This window comes from Paenibacillus sp. strain BS8-2 (assembly GCF_054483835.1).
Window position 1 is genome coordinate 5,934,850 of record NZ_CM137010.1, and the last position, 15,204, is coordinate 5,950,053.

Annotated in this window: 17 protein-coding genes; all 17 read right to left on the reverse strand. The window is 48.9% G+C overall.

The window, feature by feature from the left end:
• Nucleotides 1-42 precede the first annotated feature (42 nt).
• The 17 genes from ACX1C1_RS25670 to ACX1C1_RS25750 all read right to left on the reverse strand — a co-directional run bounded on the left by ACX1C1_RS25670 (nucleotide 43) and on the right by ACX1C1_RS25750 (nucleotide 15,096).
• On the reverse strand, nucleotides 43-711 hold the full coding sequence (locus ACX1C1_RS25670) for a CpsD/CapB family tyrosine-protein kinase (protein ID WP_458954949.1): 669 nt from the start codon (nucleotides 709-711) through the stop codon (nucleotides 43-45).
• Nucleotides 701-1,432 carry a YveK family protein gene (locus ACX1C1_RS25675; RefSeq protein WP_458954950.1) on the reverse strand — a complete coding sequence of 244 codons (732 nt, stop codon included), beginning with the start codon at nucleotides 1,430-1,432 and terminating at the stop codon, nucleotides 701-703. The genes ACX1C1_RS25670 and ACX1C1_RS25675 overlap by 11 nt, the downstream gene beginning before the upstream one ends.
• 102 nt (nucleotides 1,433-1,534) lie before the next feature.
• Entirely contained in the window at nucleotides 1,535-1,930 is a 396-nt protein-coding gene (locus ACX1C1_RS25680; RefSeq protein WP_458954951.1) for a helix-turn-helix domain-containing protein, read from the reverse strand.
• A 305-nt stretch (nucleotides 1,931-2,235) separates the two neighbouring features.
• Nucleotides 2,236-2,871 carry a YfbR-like 5'-deoxynucleotidase gene (locus ACX1C1_RS25685; RefSeq protein WP_458954952.1) on the reverse strand — a complete coding sequence of 212 codons (636 nt, stop codon included), beginning with the start codon at nucleotides 2,869-2,871 and terminating at the stop codon, nucleotides 2,236-2,238.
• 200 nt (nucleotides 2,872-3,071) lie between these two features.
• Nucleotides 3,072-3,938 (reverse strand): 5'-3' exonuclease, encoded by an 867-nt coding sequence (locus ACX1C1_RS25690; RefSeq protein WP_458954953.1) that lies wholly within the window; start codon nucleotides 3,936-3,938, stop codon nucleotides 3,072-3,074.
• A gap of 67 nt (nucleotides 3,939-4,005) precedes the next feature.
• Nucleotides 4,006-5,247 carry an aminotransferase class I/II-fold pyridoxal phosphate-dependent enzyme gene (locus ACX1C1_RS25695; RefSeq protein WP_458954954.1) on the reverse strand — a complete coding sequence of 414 codons (1,242 nt, stop codon included), beginning with the start codon at nucleotides 5,245-5,247 and terminating at the stop codon, nucleotides 4,006-4,008.
• Nucleotides 5,244-5,609 carry an arsenate reductase family protein gene (locus tag ACX1C1_RS25700; RefSeq protein ID WP_458957801.1) on the reverse strand — a complete coding sequence of 122 codons (366 nt, stop codon included), beginning with the start codon at nucleotides 5,607-5,609 and terminating at the stop codon, nucleotides 5,244-5,246. Before ACX1C1_RS25700 ends, ACX1C1_RS25695 begins: the two co-directional genes overlap by 4 nt.
• A 36-nt stretch (nucleotides 5,610-5,645) precedes the next feature.
• A complete protein-coding gene (locus tag ACX1C1_RS25705) occupies nucleotides 5,646-6,623 on the reverse strand; it encodes an RluA family pseudouridine synthase (RefSeq protein WP_458954955.1) in 978 nt (325 codons plus the stop codon).
• On the reverse strand, nucleotides 6,620-7,210 hold the full coding sequence (locus ACX1C1_RS25710; RefSeq protein WP_458954956.1) for a cob(I)yrinic acid a,c-diamide adenosyltransferase: 591 nt from the start codon (nucleotides 7,208-7,210) through the stop codon (nucleotides 6,620-6,622). The genes ACX1C1_RS25705 and ACX1C1_RS25710 overlap by 4 nt, the downstream gene beginning before the upstream one ends.
• Before the next feature lie 93 nt (nucleotides 7,211-7,303).
• Nucleotides 7,304-8,518, reverse strand: coding sequence for an aminotransferase class I/II-fold pyridoxal phosphate-dependent enzyme (locus ACX1C1_RS25715; protein WP_458954957.1), 1,215 nt, complete (start codon nucleotides 8,516-8,518; stop codon nucleotides 7,304-7,306).
• 18 nt (nucleotides 8,519-8,536) lie between these two features.
• The gene (locus ACX1C1_RS25720) at nucleotides 8,537-9,028 is read right to left on the reverse strand and encodes an Lrp/AsnC family transcriptional regulator (protein ID WP_458954958.1); all 492 of its coding nucleotides are present in this window, start codon (nucleotides 9,026-9,028) and stop codon (nucleotides 8,537-8,539) included.
• 145 nt (nucleotides 9,029-9,173) lie between these two features.
• The gene (locus tag ACX1C1_RS25725; protein ID WP_458954959.1) at nucleotides 9,174-9,560 is read right to left on the reverse strand and encodes a spore coat protein; all 387 of its coding nucleotides are present in this window, start codon (nucleotides 9,558-9,560) and stop codon (nucleotides 9,174-9,176) included.
• A 43-nt stretch (nucleotides 9,561-9,603) separates the two neighbouring features.
• Complete coding sequence (locus ACX1C1_RS25730; protein ID WP_458954960.1) at nucleotides 9,604-9,882, reverse strand: hypothetical protein; 279 nt, start codon at nucleotides 9,880-9,882, stop codon at nucleotides 9,604-9,606.
• A 39-nt stretch (nucleotides 9,883-9,921) separates the two neighbouring features.
• Entirely contained in the window at nucleotides 9,922-11,091 is a 1,170-nt protein-coding gene (locus ACX1C1_RS25735) for a Ger(x)C family spore germination protein (protein WP_458954961.1), read from the reverse strand.
• Nucleotides 11,088-12,650 (reverse strand): spore germination protein, encoded by a 1,563-nt coding sequence (locus ACX1C1_RS25740; RefSeq protein ID WP_458954962.1) that lies wholly within the window; start codon nucleotides 12,648-12,650, stop codon nucleotides 11,088-11,090. Before ACX1C1_RS25740 ends, ACX1C1_RS25735 begins: the two co-directional genes overlap by 4 nt.
• The gene (locus tag ACX1C1_RS25745; RefSeq protein WP_458954963.1) at nucleotides 12,631-13,734 is read right to left on the reverse strand and encodes an endospore germination permease; all 1,104 of its coding nucleotides are present in this window, start codon (nucleotides 13,732-13,734) and stop codon (nucleotides 12,631-12,633) included. The genes ACX1C1_RS25740 and ACX1C1_RS25745 overlap by 20 nt, the downstream gene beginning before the upstream one ends.
• Before the next feature lie 150 nt (nucleotides 13,735-13,884).
• Nucleotides 13,885-15,096 (reverse strand): MFS transporter, encoded by a 1,212-nt coding sequence (locus ACX1C1_RS25750; RefSeq protein ID WP_458954964.1) that lies wholly within the window; start codon nucleotides 15,094-15,096, stop codon nucleotides 13,885-13,887.
• Nucleotides 15,097-15,204 lie beyond the last annotated feature (108 nt).

A 15,204-nucleotide genomic window follows, 5' to 3' on the forward strand; every position in this document is an offset into this window, starting at 1 on the left:
TTGCTTCTTGCTTCTTGCTTCTTGACTGACAGATTGATTGACTCATCTAACGCTTCGTTTATTAAGGATGGCGCCTACGATATTCGCTCCAGCGAATGTTAAGGCTTGTTTGGCTTCAATCGCTTTGGCATGTGTCGTTTTGCCGGATCTAAGGAGCAACACAACGCCATCGCACTTGTTTACCAATGCGTTCGTGTCCGGTGCCGACAACACTGCCGGGCAATCGATCACGACACGGTCATATTGGGAGGAAGCGACTTCGAGCACTTCCTTCATTCGATGTGAATCAAGGAGATCGGTAGAGTAGGTTTGATGCACGCCGCTGGTGAGAAGATCGAGTGACTCGATTTCCGTTGCCTGAACGGACTCGCCAAGCGGCAGCTGACTCGAGAGAACGCTTGACAATCCTGGCGACATCGGGGCTCCAAAGATTTTATGCAGCATCGGAGATCTGAAGTTTGCGTCGATAAGAAGTACCCGCTCGCCCCTCTGCGCCATACTAATCGCCAAGTTGACGGCGGATGTTGACTTGCCGTCGCCATCGGATGGCGATGTAATCACAATCGTGCGGATGGGCTTCCCTTCCGATGCGAATTGAATGTTGTTGCGGATCGAACGGTATTGTTCAGAAATGCGATGACCGGGATGCAGATGCGCCATTAGGCTGCGTTGTACAACTTTGCGGGCAATCTTTGCTTTCTCACGAACCAACGCTCTCACTCCTAACGATTGACGGCTTTGTCTTATTGAGTGTCTGTGCAGAAGGACGAGGCTTGATCCTCGATACATGGCCAAGCATATTCAATCCAAGCAATAACTCTACATCCTGTTCCGTCCGAACAGAATCGTCGAGCGATTCCATTAAGAATGCAACCGTTACACTTAATATCAAGCCAACGACAAAGGCTACATATACAATCGTATTGCTTGTCGTATTGATCGGCACGGGATCAGGCTCCGCCGCCGACAACAACCGTATGCTTTGAACGCCGAGTGTTTCCATCGCAACCTCGCGGTATTTGGTGACGATTGAATTGGCAATATCGGCCGCCCTCTCCGGATGGCTGTCAAGGACACTGATGACCGTAATCAATGAAGAATCGACGCTGTCTACACGAACTTGACTCCTAAGCTGGCCCGGCGAAGCATTAAGCTGAAGCTCTTCGATCACTTGATTAAGCACAATCGGCTCTCTTACAAGCGCTCTAACCGTCGTCATCATATCATTGCTAGCCGCTATAATAACCCTTGTGGAAGACACATATACCTGTGGCTCGGGCCTGGAGTTGTATAGATTGCCAAGCACAGTCAGCAGCCCAGTAAGCAGCACAATTAGCCAGAGCCGTTTTCTTATAATGATAAACACGCTTTTTAAATTAATTTCTTTTTCCTTAAGCGGCGAACTGCTCCGGCTTAATCGACTGGTTTCCATTCAAACACCCACTTGTTTTGTTAGTTATATAGAACACTAACTAAAGTGTAGTTCTTTATATAGAACATGTCAATACACTTACACTTCTTAATTTGTGAATGTTTAATGATCGATGTGCAAGATGATAATGTTCGATGTTTTTTTCTTGCCGGGATTGGACAGCTCTTCTTTCCACCTCTGTCCTCGCACAAGATCCTTGAGTGCACGAAAGTCGCCCGAGCTCATCCCTTCATCAACCGCGTCGCGCAGAATCGTATGCCATTCATCATCGATCAGATCCTCCACCCAAACCTTAGGCGGGATATCCTCCCCTAATAGATATTCCATATTCGTATCCAGATGATAAGCAATCTTCGCCAGCACCTGAAGGGAAGGATTGTTCTGAACGTTTCTTTCGATATAGCTCAAATAAGATTTCGACACGCCGGCCAAATCCGCGAGCTTCGTAATCGAATATCCTTTCTTTTCCCTGAGTGATTTGATCCGTTCCCCAATCATAGTATTCTCCTTCAATCAGATTAGATCCGTATCGTTGGCGGCTGTGTAAGCGGGTGTAAGGAATCATTATAACGAACGATTTATTTCATTGTAGTTCTTTAAAGAGAACAGGTCAATACCCGATATGACTAGTCTTTTATAAAAAAACACTCATTATATTCGTTATAGTGAACACCTTTTTGTCCCAGCCACCGACAATTTAGGCTGCATACAACAACAATTAGCCGGATTTCCGTCCCGATCGGGTGCGAAAAACCAGCTTCTAAGTCTTACTATTCAGAATCCTACTCATGCTCCGTGAATGCCTATAACCTGTTGCCTAACACCTCATTCGTTATACCGCGAATGTCGATTGGAGAAATAATTTCGTCATTCACCATATCCGGCAAGATACAATCCAAGAAATAATCGACGCAATGCAACTTGATTTGGCTTATTTTGAGTAATGCGTGACGGTACATCTCGATAAATTCCTTTTCGGAATTACCGTGTTTCAGTTCGGCGAACGCCTCGTATACCTGATCGAGCTTATCCGCAACCTCAAGGATTAACCCTTCCGTCGAATGATCCTTGCCTTCATGCAGCTGCTTGCGGAAGATCGACTTAAATTCCTCGGGGATATGTTCCTCTACGAAACGGTCCACCATTCCAACCTCTACCTGCTGAATTAATGCGCGGAGCTCACTCGATGCATGTTTGACCGGCGTTTTGATATCCCCGATAAAGATTTCGCCATAATCATGGCTGCTCGTAATTTCGTACAGCTTCTTCCAATCGACTGTCACACCATTTCGTTCTTCAATATCCGCGAGCGTCTTTGCATATTGCACGACCTTCCACGAATGTTCGGCGACACTGTGCTCCTCGAATTTGAACTTGCCCGGACATCTGTAGATTCTCTCCAACTCGTTAAGCGATCTAAAATATTGATGAATGCCCATCGCTAGTACCCTCCCATGCCTCGTCTAGGCTGCGTTTGTTACTTGAGATTTAATTGACCCTCTCAGTATAACGCCGCACTGTCAACGCAAGATGAAGAGTAATCGCATGTTACGTTAACGTAACAAACAAGCGGACATCGCAAAAAAGACGATGCCAGTCACACTCCCCGGCATCGCCTTACATATGCGCCTGTAAACCATTAACCAATCAATGAGACCAGACTTTTGAACTCCAACTCTTCGAACTTGCCCAGTACGGTCTCACGATCATATCCCCATCCGCAATGATCGATATGCGTATCCAGCGGGACATTGCACTGAATCGTTGCCAGCTGACGTGACAGATGAAGCATATCTAGATCGGCTTCAATTTTTGTCCGGATCGTCTTGGATATTTGCTCAAGGTTGGCTAACAATTCTTCAATGGAGCCATGCTCCTGAATCAGCTTATGAGCCGTTTTCTCCCCGATTCCCCGAACGCCCGGATAATTATCGCTCGTGTCGCCCATCAATCCTTTGATGTCAATCACTTGCAGTGGCGTCAATCCGCGTTCAGTCATCAGTACCTCCGGAGAATACACCATGTAATTGCCAATCCCCTTCTTCATAATCGCGACGGACACTTGCGCGTCCACAAGCTGAAGTAGATCATGGTCTCCCGTCACAATATATACTTCGGCATGCTCCTTGAACTTGGCAGCCAGCGTGCCGATGCAGTCATCCGCTTCAAAACCTTCAAGTCCCACATTAGGAACGCCAAAGCTCGCAACAACTTCCTTCACCAGGTCAAACTGCGGGATTAGATCCAGCGGCGCTTCCGGGCGATTGGATTTGTAGCCGACATATTGCTCCGAGCGGAAAGTCTTGCTCCCCATATCCCAGCAACAAATAACATGGGTCGGATCGAATTTCGTAATGGCGTCCATGAAATACCTGACAAATCCATGTACAGCATTCACAGGCAAGCCGCTGCTTGTTCTGCGGATACTGCCCGTAAACGACGTAGCGAAATAAGCACGGAACAGAATAGCCATACCATCTACCAACAATACCTTCTGATTATTCATTTATTTGTTCAACTCCGTTCTCCATTTGCATTAGGTCATCAAACTAGCGACCATAGGCGCTCTATATCTATCCTACCATATAAGCGGAGCGAAGCCATGCACCGATTCTTGCCGCCGCTTCCAGCAATCGGTCATCATCCTCTACAAACGCGATCCGAACGTAACCCTCGCCCTCAACGCCAAAGGCTTCACCCGGAATGACAACCACGCCGGTATCTTGTAATAATTGCTGCGAGAACGAGCGTGAATTCAGCAGGTTGCCTTCCTTATCACGAAGAACGGGGAGCTTGGCCCATGCAAACATCGTAGCCTTAGGCGCTTCAACTTCCCAGCCCTGCTCACGAATCGCATGAATGAATAAATCTCTTCTATGTTCATAGATCGTTCCCGCTCTAGGAGCCGCGACCTCTGGCAGACTACCCGAATGTATGGCATCGCGCAACGCTACGATCCCAGCCTCCTGTACAGGGTCAAACACGCCATAATCGATATTGCCCTTAAGCTCGCGCAAAGCTGCAACCGCATCCCGATTGCCCACAAGGAATCCGATGCGGCAGCCTGCCATGTTGAAACTCTTGGACAACGAATGGAACTCCACGGCTTGTTCGAGCGCACCAGGCACCTGAAGAATGCTTGGCGGCTCCAATCCATCAAACCCCATCTCCGAATAAGCGAGATCATGAACGACGAGAACGTGGTGTTTGCGCGCTTTGGCAATCAGTCGCTCAAAGAACTCGAGATCGGCAACCGCCGACAACGGATTGTTGGGGTAATTCAACAAAATGAATGAGGCCGCATCCCAACGCTCATCACTTATCGATTCTAGATCAGGCAAATATCCGTTTTCTTCGCGAAGCGGCAAGAACACCGGCTCCACGCCCGCTAGCGCTAACGATGCTGCATAGATGGGGTATCCGGGATCTGGAACAAATGCAATGTCTCCAGGATCGCAAACGGCCATCGCCAGGTGGGCAAGTCCGTCCTGCGAGCCCATTAGCGTTACGATTTCGGCAGCAGGATCGACTTGTACCCCAAATCGATGGGCCATCCATTCGGCAGCCGCTTCCTTGAATGGCATGCCGCTGCTCGTAGCTGGATAAGCATACATATCCTCTCGTAATGCAGCCCCGCTAAGGGTATTCCGAATCGATAAGGATGGAGGTTGATCAGGACTGCCAATACCAAGATCAATCATATCCATTCCGTTAGCTGCTGCTTCCCGCTTCCAAGCCGCTACCTCGGCAAAGATGGATGAACCCAATTGGGATAGACGTTTGGCACGAAATCTCATGTCTGTCGAATGGCTCATCGTTTTCCCCACGCTGCTTCGTATTGTTCTTCCTTGTAGCCGATTGTAACTTGGCTGCCGTCGGTCGCGATCGGCCGTTTAATTAACATCCCATGCTGCGACAGGAGCTCAAGCTTCTCGTCCTCTGTCATCGAAGCCAGCTTGTCCTTTAATCCCAGATCGCGATAGACCTCGCCAGATGTGTTGAACAGCTTCTTAAGCTCGAATCCGCCAAGCTTCAGCAGCGCCTTAAGTTCAGCCGCAGTAGGCGTATCTTCATTAATATCACGAAGGATAACCTCGTTCCCTTTGGCCTTCAGCGACTTCACTGCCGCCTTACATGTACTGCACTTCGGGTATTGAATAATAGTAACTTGCTGAATGCTCAACCGAATTACTCCTCTCGTCCTAGTTGTCTTTTAGTTGAATGGCCCGCGTAACGTACGCTCAAGATGAAGCAGCTCGGGCGGAAGCGGAGCATGCCACGTCAGTCTCTCGCGGGTCATAGGGTGTATAAAGCTAAGGGTTTCTGCATGGAGAGCATGTCTGCCTGCCGCAAGCTCCCACACATCCACGCCTCCATCTGCTCGGCCATAAAGCTTGTCTCCAATGAGTGGACAGCCAATATGACGCATGTGCACTCTGATCTGATGAGTTCTTCCTGTCTCCAGCTTCAGCTTGACCGCTGCCGCCATCATGCGGGCAGACCCGTTCTCATCTACTTCGTAACGTGCCCCGAATGCTTCTACTATCTCGTAGTGAGTCACAGATGGGTAACCGTCTATACGGACAACACGCAGATGCGGCTGATCCGAATCCCTATCGATTGGCTCATCGATGGTGCCGCTTGCAGGTTCAGGAATACCATACACATATGCACGATAACGTTTGTCCACTTCTCCGGCTTGCAGCTGCTCCGACACCTGCTGATGAATATATCCCGTCTTCGCAATAGCAACAAGCCCTGACGTTTCTTCGTCCAATCGATGAATGGGGCGGAAGCGTACCCTCTCGCCGCGCGACTTCCAGTGATAGACGACCGCATTGGCGAGCGTACGCGTATAATGCCCATGCGTGGGGTGAACGACCATGCCGGCCGGTTTGTTGACGATAAGCAAGCTGTCATCCTCAAAGACGATCTCAAACGGAATGTTCTCGGGCAGGATGTCGTCAGACTCCTCCTGCTCCATGCGAAGGCGGATCACGTCGCCTTCGCTTACTTTAGCAGATGTATATATCCGTTCCTCATTGAGCGTAAGACCGTGATCTGTTAATTTCACCTGAGACAACAGCTTGCGAGAAACGCCAAGTCGTCGCTCAAGCACCTTTCTTACTTCTTTCCCGTGATCCTCCGCAGAAACAACAACGACAAGAGGATCATAATATCTTTCGTTCATTTTTTCGGTTCCTTTTTTCCTTTGGCCTTACGGAAAACATTCGCGCTCCGAATGTACTCCGTATCGGGTTCTCCTAGCTTAGCATTAGCGTACCGCGCTGCCGCAAACAGAAAATCAGACAGCCTATTCAAATAAATTAACACCGCTTGATTGATTGTATACTCTCCAGCCAAGGTGACCACCCGCCGTTCCGCTCGGCGACATACCGTACGGCAGACATGTAGCGCAGACGATGCCGCGCTGCCGCCTGGCAGGATAAACTTAAGTATTGCTGGCGATTCCGCTACGTATCCATCCATCCATTGCTCTAACCGCTCTGACGGTGCAGTGTCCATCTTAAAAGGCGCGCCTTCCTGCGCATAAGCAAGATCGGAGCCGCAGTCAAACAGCTCCTGCTGGATATCAATCAATCTTGCCGCCAGCTCACGCAGCGGCTCGTGCTTTGCTGCCTCAGATGCAGCTACTCCGACAAAGCTGTTCAACTCATCGATCGTGCCATAAGCTTCGACGCGCGCATCGTCCTTACGCACTCTCCCGCCAATAAGCGATGTTTCTCCCTGATCTCCGGTTCGCGTATATAATTGCATGTCCTCGCTCCTCCCATCTTCCTGACAACATTCCCTTACAACATTCCGTGACAACAAACAGCAGGCCGGACAAGAGTCCCGACCTGCTGATGACTATCCCTTCAACTTATGGACGAAATTGCCGATCCGATCGATAGCTTCGGTCAACTGCGTCACCGAAGTAGCATACGAACATCTCAGGTGTCCTTCGCCGCCAAGACCGAATACATCTCCAGGTACAGCGGCGACTCCCGCTTCCTCTAGCAGACGCTGTGCGAACAATTCGCTGCTCAGTCCAGTCGATGTAACGGAAGGGAATGCGTAGAACGCACCCTGCGGTTCATGACATTCGAGCCCGATATCACGGAATCCCTTCACGACAAGCCGCCTCCGTTGATTGTAGGATTCGACCATCCGATCCTTCTCTTCGAGACCGTGCTGAAGCGCTTCGAGCGCTGCATACTGCGCCATAATCGGCGCGCACATCACAGTATATTGATGAATCTTAAGCATGGCGGCAAGAAGCTCGGAGTGTCCGCACATATACCCCAATCGCCAGCCCGTCATCGCAAAGGCTTTGGAGAAGCCACTGACGAGAATCGTTCGGTCTTTCATGCCTGGAATCGCTGCAAAGCTTACATGTTTGGAACCATACGTAAGCTCAGCGTAGATTTCGTCGGAGATCACGATCAGGTCGTTTTCTTCTACGACCTTCGCGATCGGGAGCCAGTCCTCATACGTCATAATGCCGCCGGTTGGATTACTCGGATAACATAAGATGAGAACTTTGGAGCGCGGCGTTATGACTTTCTTGAGCGATTCGGCCGTTAGCTTGAATTCATCCGCTGCATACGTTTCGATACCGACAGGGACGCCCCCGCTTAATGCCGTTATCGGCGAATACGAAATATAACAAGGCTCAGGTATCAATATTTCGTCACCTGGCGCTATCAATGCACGCAGGGCAAGATCGATCGCCTCGCTGCCTCCTACCGTCACGATAACTTCGTTCGAAGGATCGTATTCGACGTCGAACGAATCGTCTAGGTATTGGCAGATGGCTTCGCGAAGCTCAGGCATGCCGGCGTTCGACGTATATTGCGTCTTGCCCTTCTCCAAAGCGTGTACGGCTGCAGCACGCACATGCCATGGCGTAACGAAGTCTGGTTCTCCGACGCCCAGCGTAATGACGTCCTTGCGCGTGCTCACCAAATCAAAAAACCGGCGGATGCCCGACGGTTTGATGCCTCTGACTAGCGGAGACAAATACTCGCTCATCGATTGCCGCCGCTGGTGTCCCGAGGTCACTTCCAGTCCCTCTTTCATCATTCGCGCCACCTTCTTATGTTACGGCGATACCATCAACCGATGGTCACCTTCGTGTTCTTCGAAGATGATGCCGTCCTGTTTATATTTTTTGAGGATGAAGTTGGTTTTAGTCGACAGTACCGCATCGATCGGCGATAACGTATTCGATACGAAAGCCGCGACCTCCTTCAGGTTTTTCCCTTCGACCTCCACCAGCAAATCGTAAGCGCCGGACATGAGATATACGGATTTCACTTCCGGATATAGATAGATTCGTTCCGCGATTCCCTCGAATCCTCTGCCTCGTTCCGGCGTAATTTGAACCTCGATCAAAGCGGTTACCTTCTCATCGTCCACTTTGCTCCAGTTCACGACGGTCGCGTATTTCACGATGACGTGGTTATCCTCCATCGCGGCGATGGCATCCTTCACGTCTTCCGCCGGTGCGCCAACCATCGTCGCGATCAGCTCCGCATCCCTGCGGGCATCTTCCTTGAGCAGTTCCAGCACTTTTAATTGTAGTTCCGTCATCTTCATACTCCTTCCGACTCGCCTCCGAGTTATAACGAATATTTTACAAGATAATGCGGGTTCCTGCAAAGAAAAAAACAAAAGACCCTTAAGGGTCTTCTGCTTCTGCTTTCTCCTGCCATTCCTAATTCCTATGTTCAACGGCCTACATATAATACGGCTGTTGCTGCGACTGCCCTGCTTGCTGCTGTCCTGCCGGCACGTACATCGATTGCGGCTGATTGCCAAGCTTCTGCTGCAGGAACTGCTTTGTTTTCTGCTGGGTCTGTTTGTACTGCTGAGATTGCTTATCGAGCTCCTGCCGCAGAGCCGGCGATGCCGTATTGTACATATTGCTTTGTTGCATAGCCGTGAACAGTTGACCTTGCGCGGCAAGCGTGTTGTTAAGCAGCTTGGTGAACAACTGCCTCATATCTGGACAAGTCGACTCTGTAGCCGCGGTTGCATACTCTCTTACCACCCGCTTCAGATCGGACAGTACAGTAGACGCCAAATCCTCTTCGGACAAAATGGACTGTTGTTGCTGATTCATCGTAATCCCTCCATGTCTCATAGCAGGTATGTTGGTTCAGATCTTATTGAGGCTGCGTAGGAGCCATCTGTTGATGATGCGTGATTGCGTGCATAAGCGAGTCATAATGCTGCTGATGCATCTGAATCATCTGTGAGCAGCAATTGCGCAGTGCTGGCGTTGTTGCTGTTGCGACAACAGCCGCACATTGTTTCATTAGCAGATCTTCATTAGACATCGAATCCGCAACATACTCCAGCTCTTTGGCTGTCATTGGCTGTAACAAGGTAAATCCTCCCTTATCCTCATGTCTGGGCGATGCTTCGCCCAAAAGCGCAAGCATCGTATCGTGCCTTTCGTAGTATGAGCTAATCCGACAGAATTATCCCCGTTCCTTAAGGTCAAATTTCCCTGAATTTATCAATTTAAATTTGACATTGATCTCCTTAAGCGTCCTGCTGTCAGGTACCCAACTCTGACCCTGCATAACCTTTTTCCAATAGCTGTAGTGGTGTCGATAGAGATAATGCTCCAGCTCTAGAAAATCTATACCTTGTTTCACCCCAAGATTATAAAGCGATGTAAGCTCGCTGTGTACCTCATCTTGTATGGACGATTCAATTTGATCCATCGTGATGTCCCCGTCCTTCTCAATAAGCGAGCCGCTGAGCTTGATGTTTAGCGAGAAGATTGGGGTGTCCCCTTTCATACTCACATCCAGGTTTTTCACCACTCTATTAATAGATACTGTCCCCTTGTTTTCCCCTGACTTTGCTTCCAGGACAGCGTTATGGAATTCCGGATTCAGCCAGCGAATGCCACTGATTGACTTTTCTTTATAATATCCTTTGTATTCAAAATCCTTGAACACAAATGCGCCAGTAACGAGCTGTGTCGACATCTTTTTGTTGCCCTTGGTCCAATGTGTAGTGCTGTTGTTAATGACAGGCAGCAGCGTAATCTCATTGGGCTCCTTCATCGTTTGAACCAACAATTGCATCTGAAGCGGTTCGAGGAATGTATATTGCTCACTATGAGGGCCTGGCATGTAAAGTGCGCTGTACAGCGGCGATTGGTTAAAAAAGGTCTCGGTATTCAACACATCCATAATATCGACCGTTGTCCCATAAATTTGGCATGTATATCTCGAAGCCCGCTGTCGATTAAGGCCATCCAGGACATCTTCGAGATAACCTAAAGCCCGTTCTCGAATCAATACCGTCTTCAGATGTTCGATATTCAACAATGTATATCCCGCGCGTACCAAATCGTTATAAGCCAAATGCATCGTATTGCCTTTACCCACGCCGATCCAGGTATCGACAGGTCCCGGTCCCGGTGCTTCTGTCTTTGCAACGGAAGCGAAATTAATCATTTGACCGTAAAGAATAAATTGACCCTCTTCATAATCGATTCCGAGTGCGGACAAATAACTAACATCCTGTAAGTTCACTTCGTCCCAGCAGCCTGTGACCGCGATCAAAGAAACAAGCACTGCTACAAGCTTTCCTATCCTGCGCATGCGGGCAACAATCTTGTCAGAGAGCTTCATGTTTTCCTCCCTCGTTTGCCGCTGGACCAGGGTTTGATCAGCATGGCCGACAGCAATTCCTTGAATTGCAGCGGAGCCAGCGGAGCCATATAAGGATGGCCGAATGACTCCAGAGAGCACATGTACAGGAGAACCGCAATCAGGGAAACAAAGAAACCGTAGATGCCTAAAATCGAAGATAGACTTAATACAAAAAATCGGATGACGCTTACGGAGCCAGCCAGCGATTGATTGACCAGCGTAAACGTAGACACCGCTGAGACAGCCGCAACGACCAGCATGGTCGGAGAAGTCATGCCTGCTCGAATTGCAGCATCACCGATAATCAATCCGCCTACAACAGATACCGTCTGCCCAACCGGCCGAGGCAGGCGCACGCCAGCCTCCCGGAATAGCTCGAACATGATGAGCATAAGAAACATCTCCATGGAGGCTGAGATCGGAAGCCCGATTCGCGACATCGTGACGGTTGCTAGCAGTGTAAATGGAATTTGGTCCGTATTATAAGAGCATAATGAAATCCAGAAGCCAGGTAAAAACATTGCGACAAATAAGCCTATAAATCGCAGTATCCTCTCTAAGGACACATAGTAGAAAGGCAAATGTGCATCCTCTGGCGACTTGATTAATAAAGTCATGTTCCCCGGAGCGATGAGCGCAGCAGGGGTTCCGTCCACAGTAATCGCTACTCGGCCTCTCATTAAGGATTGTACGACGATGTCAGGACGTCCAACATAGTTGACGAGCGGGAACAGAGACTTCGGTTTATCGCTTATCAGTTCCTCCAGCTCCCCTGCGCCATGCAGGCTTTGCAGTTGGATGGAACTAAGTCGGCGCCTAGCTTCCTGCACCAGATCATGTTTAGCTAGATCAGCCATATACAGCAAGGCGAGCTCCGTTTTCGTTTCTTCTCCAATGATGAAATATTCAACATGCATATTAGGCGTACGCAATCGCATACGAACAAGCGCGATATTAACTGACAATTTCTCAACAAATCCGTCCCTCGGCCCCTTAAGAGAGAGCTCCATGGAAGACTCTTCCGGGTTTCTGGCAGGCAGGCTTGCGATATTGTACTCATAGAATGCCTCACGATTCGAGAAGACGAGAATGACGCAACCGGAGAACAACCGCTCGAATAACAGATTGCTGTCTGGCTTCAATTCATTGAACATATCGCTAGGATGTCTTCTTGACACGCCCAGCTTATGCTCATGCTCATTTGTTCTTCTATTATTCCGTTGTTCGTCTACGCCGCGTTCCATAACATGATCGATGCCGTTTCGATGACCTGATCGAATCGTCGACGTGTGATTTTGCCAATCCTCCAGCATGGGCAGCAATACCATCTGAAACATTTGACCGTCGATCATACCGTCGCAATAATAGAGCATAACTTCGATATCCTGTTCGTCCAACTCATCTGAATCAATCGTCATGATATGCTGCAGCACATCTTTGCTAGGTCCGCACATCTCAGAGAAACGAGCGGTGCTAATACAATCGTCCCTTCTCCCTCCGCTTAACGCAGTCTGCTGATCAAGCTCCTGTCCGTCCATGGTTGCCCCTCCTCGTCTTGAGAAATGAAATTCCGTAAACAGCAAGCAACATCACACAAGTTAAGAGCCCCGCATACGTAAAGAAAACAATTGTAAGGTCAGCAAATTTGATCAGATGATTCAGCCAATAATAGGAGTAACTTCCGATCAGCAGTCCGATCAAGAGCATCCCAATCCATTTATGCTTCATCTTCGCGATTGGCGTAAATTCGATCAGCAGGAAGATACTAAGGGATATCCTCACCATTGCGCCCGAGAGCCACTGGTAAATAGCAAAAAAATCCACATGCTCAAAATATCGGCCAATCGTAACGAGTCTCCACTGGGAAAATGCAGGATATAACATTTTCTCTGCTTCAACCGGACCAAATTCGGATATGGCGCCAGTCACCGGACCGATACTCAACAGCGCAAGGAATAATAACAACACTATGAGATGCCATATTTTGAATCGCTGTTTGATATGATGCTGCACTAGCAATAGGACATACAGCTCTCCGAATGCAGTAATCGAATAAAGAGAAGCCTCCCAAATTGGCGGTAACCCCCTCTCAAACATGGGGAGCAAATATCGATAATCCTTGTGAGGCAAATTGGCCGACATGACAAAATCGCCAACAAATACGACGGCTGGCAGAAGCAGCGTGCTGACAAATGCGATCGTCCTTAGACCCAGACTTGCCGCATACATACTTAATGAAATAAACACAAACATGATTACAATCGGAGGAGTTTGGCTTAGGAAGGTCGTTGCGATCCAGGAAATCGTTACAATTATCGTTTGAGTCGAGATAAATAGAACAAACAATAACGAATAACCCATCATGATCCACACTGCAAACGGAGGAATACGTTCTTTCAACCAATGATCAAGACGTTTTCCCTGCAGCCTTGTTAGTGCTCCATGCAGCGGGATTGCCGCCATCGGCAGGAACATAAGGAGTGCGACAATGACGGTCATCCATGCGTCTCGCCTTGCGGTATTAAGGATAAGCGGTACGATTAGTACGTGATTCAGTAGCCCAATCGACAAGATGAGCATACATGCAGTCGGTAATATTCCGAATGGCTTTATTTTCATCATTTACATTCACTTCCTTACAACCAAAGGTTGCCCAGAAGATCACATACAGATGCATGTCCGCGAAGAAAAGTACAAATGTATATTCGAACGACAAGAACCCCCACCAGCCTTTAGGTGAGGGTCACTGATCATTGATCTGTCTTACTTCTTTCAGGATTTGTCTGCTGCGCCTTGCTGATCCAGCAGGAAAGGCCGGATAAGCCACCATCCCGCAATTGGCACCACGCCGACACCCATGAGCAGCCACGTGATCGCCCTAGGCGAATCTGATATGGGCAACACAATGAGATATGCAGCCAGGCCGAGCAACCTGCCCACCGTTAAACCAGCCTCCCTTAATACAACAAACTCTTCACGACGGCTCGCGCTTTCCTGCGTAACCCCGATCAGATCGAATACGCGAGAGGTCATCGGTATCATATAGAGCGGAATAAACAATGAAGTACCAATACCTAATATCAGCAGCATCGTAAAATTGATTTGCCAAAATAACGGAATAATAACGAGGGCTATCATCAATACGCCAACCAGCATGCCCATCAGCCGCCTCTGGGGCTTCATCCACTTGCCAACCGCCCAAGAGCTTACGAGGGCGACTAACGACGTCACAAGCGAATACATACCCAGCTTGGCTTCATCCCGTGTTGCGATATAAACCGTAAGACCCACGAGAAACATAAACACACCTTCACGTACGCCTTGTGCCACTATAGCAGCGAACATGCGCCGCCAAGGATTGCCACGCTCCAATAGTTGCCGGATTCCAAAGCTCCAACTGTAGCTCCCCTCTGCCTTTCTCTTTTTGAGCCAGAAGCTGAGCACCACGCCGATTGCGAAGATCACAAGCGATATGGAGAAAATCAAACGGTAACCCTTTTCTCCCTGCATAGAGGTAATCAACCAGCCAGAAATCCAAGGCGCGATAATTCCAGCCCCGGCTCCAAGGAGACCTGCCCAGCCATTAAAGCGGTCGCGTGTCTCGGGTTCTGTTACTTCAAAATAAACGATATTAAACGCTAACCAGAACAAGCCCATCGCAATACCGTTGATTCCGCCCAGCATAATGGCCCATGTTTTTGCGTCCTCACCTAATAACAACACAGCACAATAGAATAAGCCCGAAAGCGCGATACCGGCTCTCAGGCTATTCATTTTGTTATGTTCCTTCACCCACTTGCCAGCGACCCAGAATGTCAGCCCGCCAAGCGCATAGTTAGCAAAGGTAAACCATCCGATCAATGTATACGATTCGCTTGCCTTCCATAAGTATACAGGTACAAATGTGCCAGATAAGGCGTTCGCCACGCCGAATAGCGCCTGAACGATCAGGAGTAACGCTGCTTGCTTGTCTAATTTGGCCAAAACATACCCTCCCGCAGCACCACTCAGATGCACTGCTAAACCGAAATATGTTTTGTAAGATGCCCGAAAAGACTGAGCTTATCCCGGCCAATATTGGAAGAAGCTCCT

Coding starts and splice junctions, on each gene's coding strand:
- ACX1C1_RS25730 (WP_458954960.1), bottom strand. CDS start 9,882: ATGCTTGCGCTTTTGGGCGAAGCATCGCCCAGACATGAGGATAAGGGA.
- ACX1C1_RS25690 (WP_458954953.1), bottom strand. CDS start 3,938: ATGAATAATCAGAAGGTATTGTTGGTAGATGGTATGGCTATTCTGTTC.
- ACX1C1_RS25735 (WP_458954961.1), bottom strand. CDS start 11,091: ATGAAGCTCTCTGACAAGATTGTTGCCCGCATGCGCAGGATAGGAAAG.
- ACX1C1_RS25710 (WP_458954956.1), bottom strand. CDS start 7,210: ATGCAATTATATACGCGAACCGGAGATCAGGGAGAAACATCGCTTATT.
- ACX1C1_RS25675 (WP_458954950.1), bottom strand. CDS start 1,432: ATGGAAACCAGTCGATTAAGCCGGAGCAGTTCGCCGCTTAAGGAAAAA.
- ACX1C1_RS25715 (WP_458954957.1), bottom strand. CDS start 8,518: ATGATGAAAGAGGGACTGGAAGTGACCTCGGGACACCAGCGGCGGCAA.
- ACX1C1_RS25725 (WP_458954959.1), bottom strand. CDS start 9,560: ATGAATCAGCAACAACAGTCCATTTTGTCCGAAGAGGATTTGGCGTCT.
- ACX1C1_RS25685 (WP_458954952.1), bottom strand. CDS start 2,871: ATGGGCATTCATCAATATTTTAGATCGCTTAACGAGTTGGAGAGAATC.
- ACX1C1_RS25695 (WP_458954954.1), bottom strand. CDS start 5,247: ATGAGCCATTCGACAGACATGAGATTTCGTGCCAAACGTCTATCCCAA.
- ACX1C1_RS25720 (WP_458954958.1), bottom strand. CDS start 9,028: ATGACGGAACTACAATTAAAAGTGCTGGAACTGCTCAAGGAAGATGCC.
- ACX1C1_RS25740 (WP_458954962.1), bottom strand. CDS start 12,650: ATGGACGGACAGGAGCTTGATCAGCAGACTGCGTTAAGCGGAGGGAGA.
- ACX1C1_RS25705 (WP_458954955.1), bottom strand. CDS start 6,623: ATGAACGAAAGATATTATGATCCTCTTGTCGTTGTTGTTTCTGCGGAG.
- ACX1C1_RS25680 (WP_458954951.1), bottom strand. CDS start 1,930: ATGATTGGGGAACGGATCAAATCACTCAGGGAAAAGAAAGGATATTCG.
- ACX1C1_RS25745 (WP_458954963.1), bottom strand. CDS start 13,734: ATGATGAAAATAAAGCCATTCGGAATATTACCGACTGCATGTATGCTC.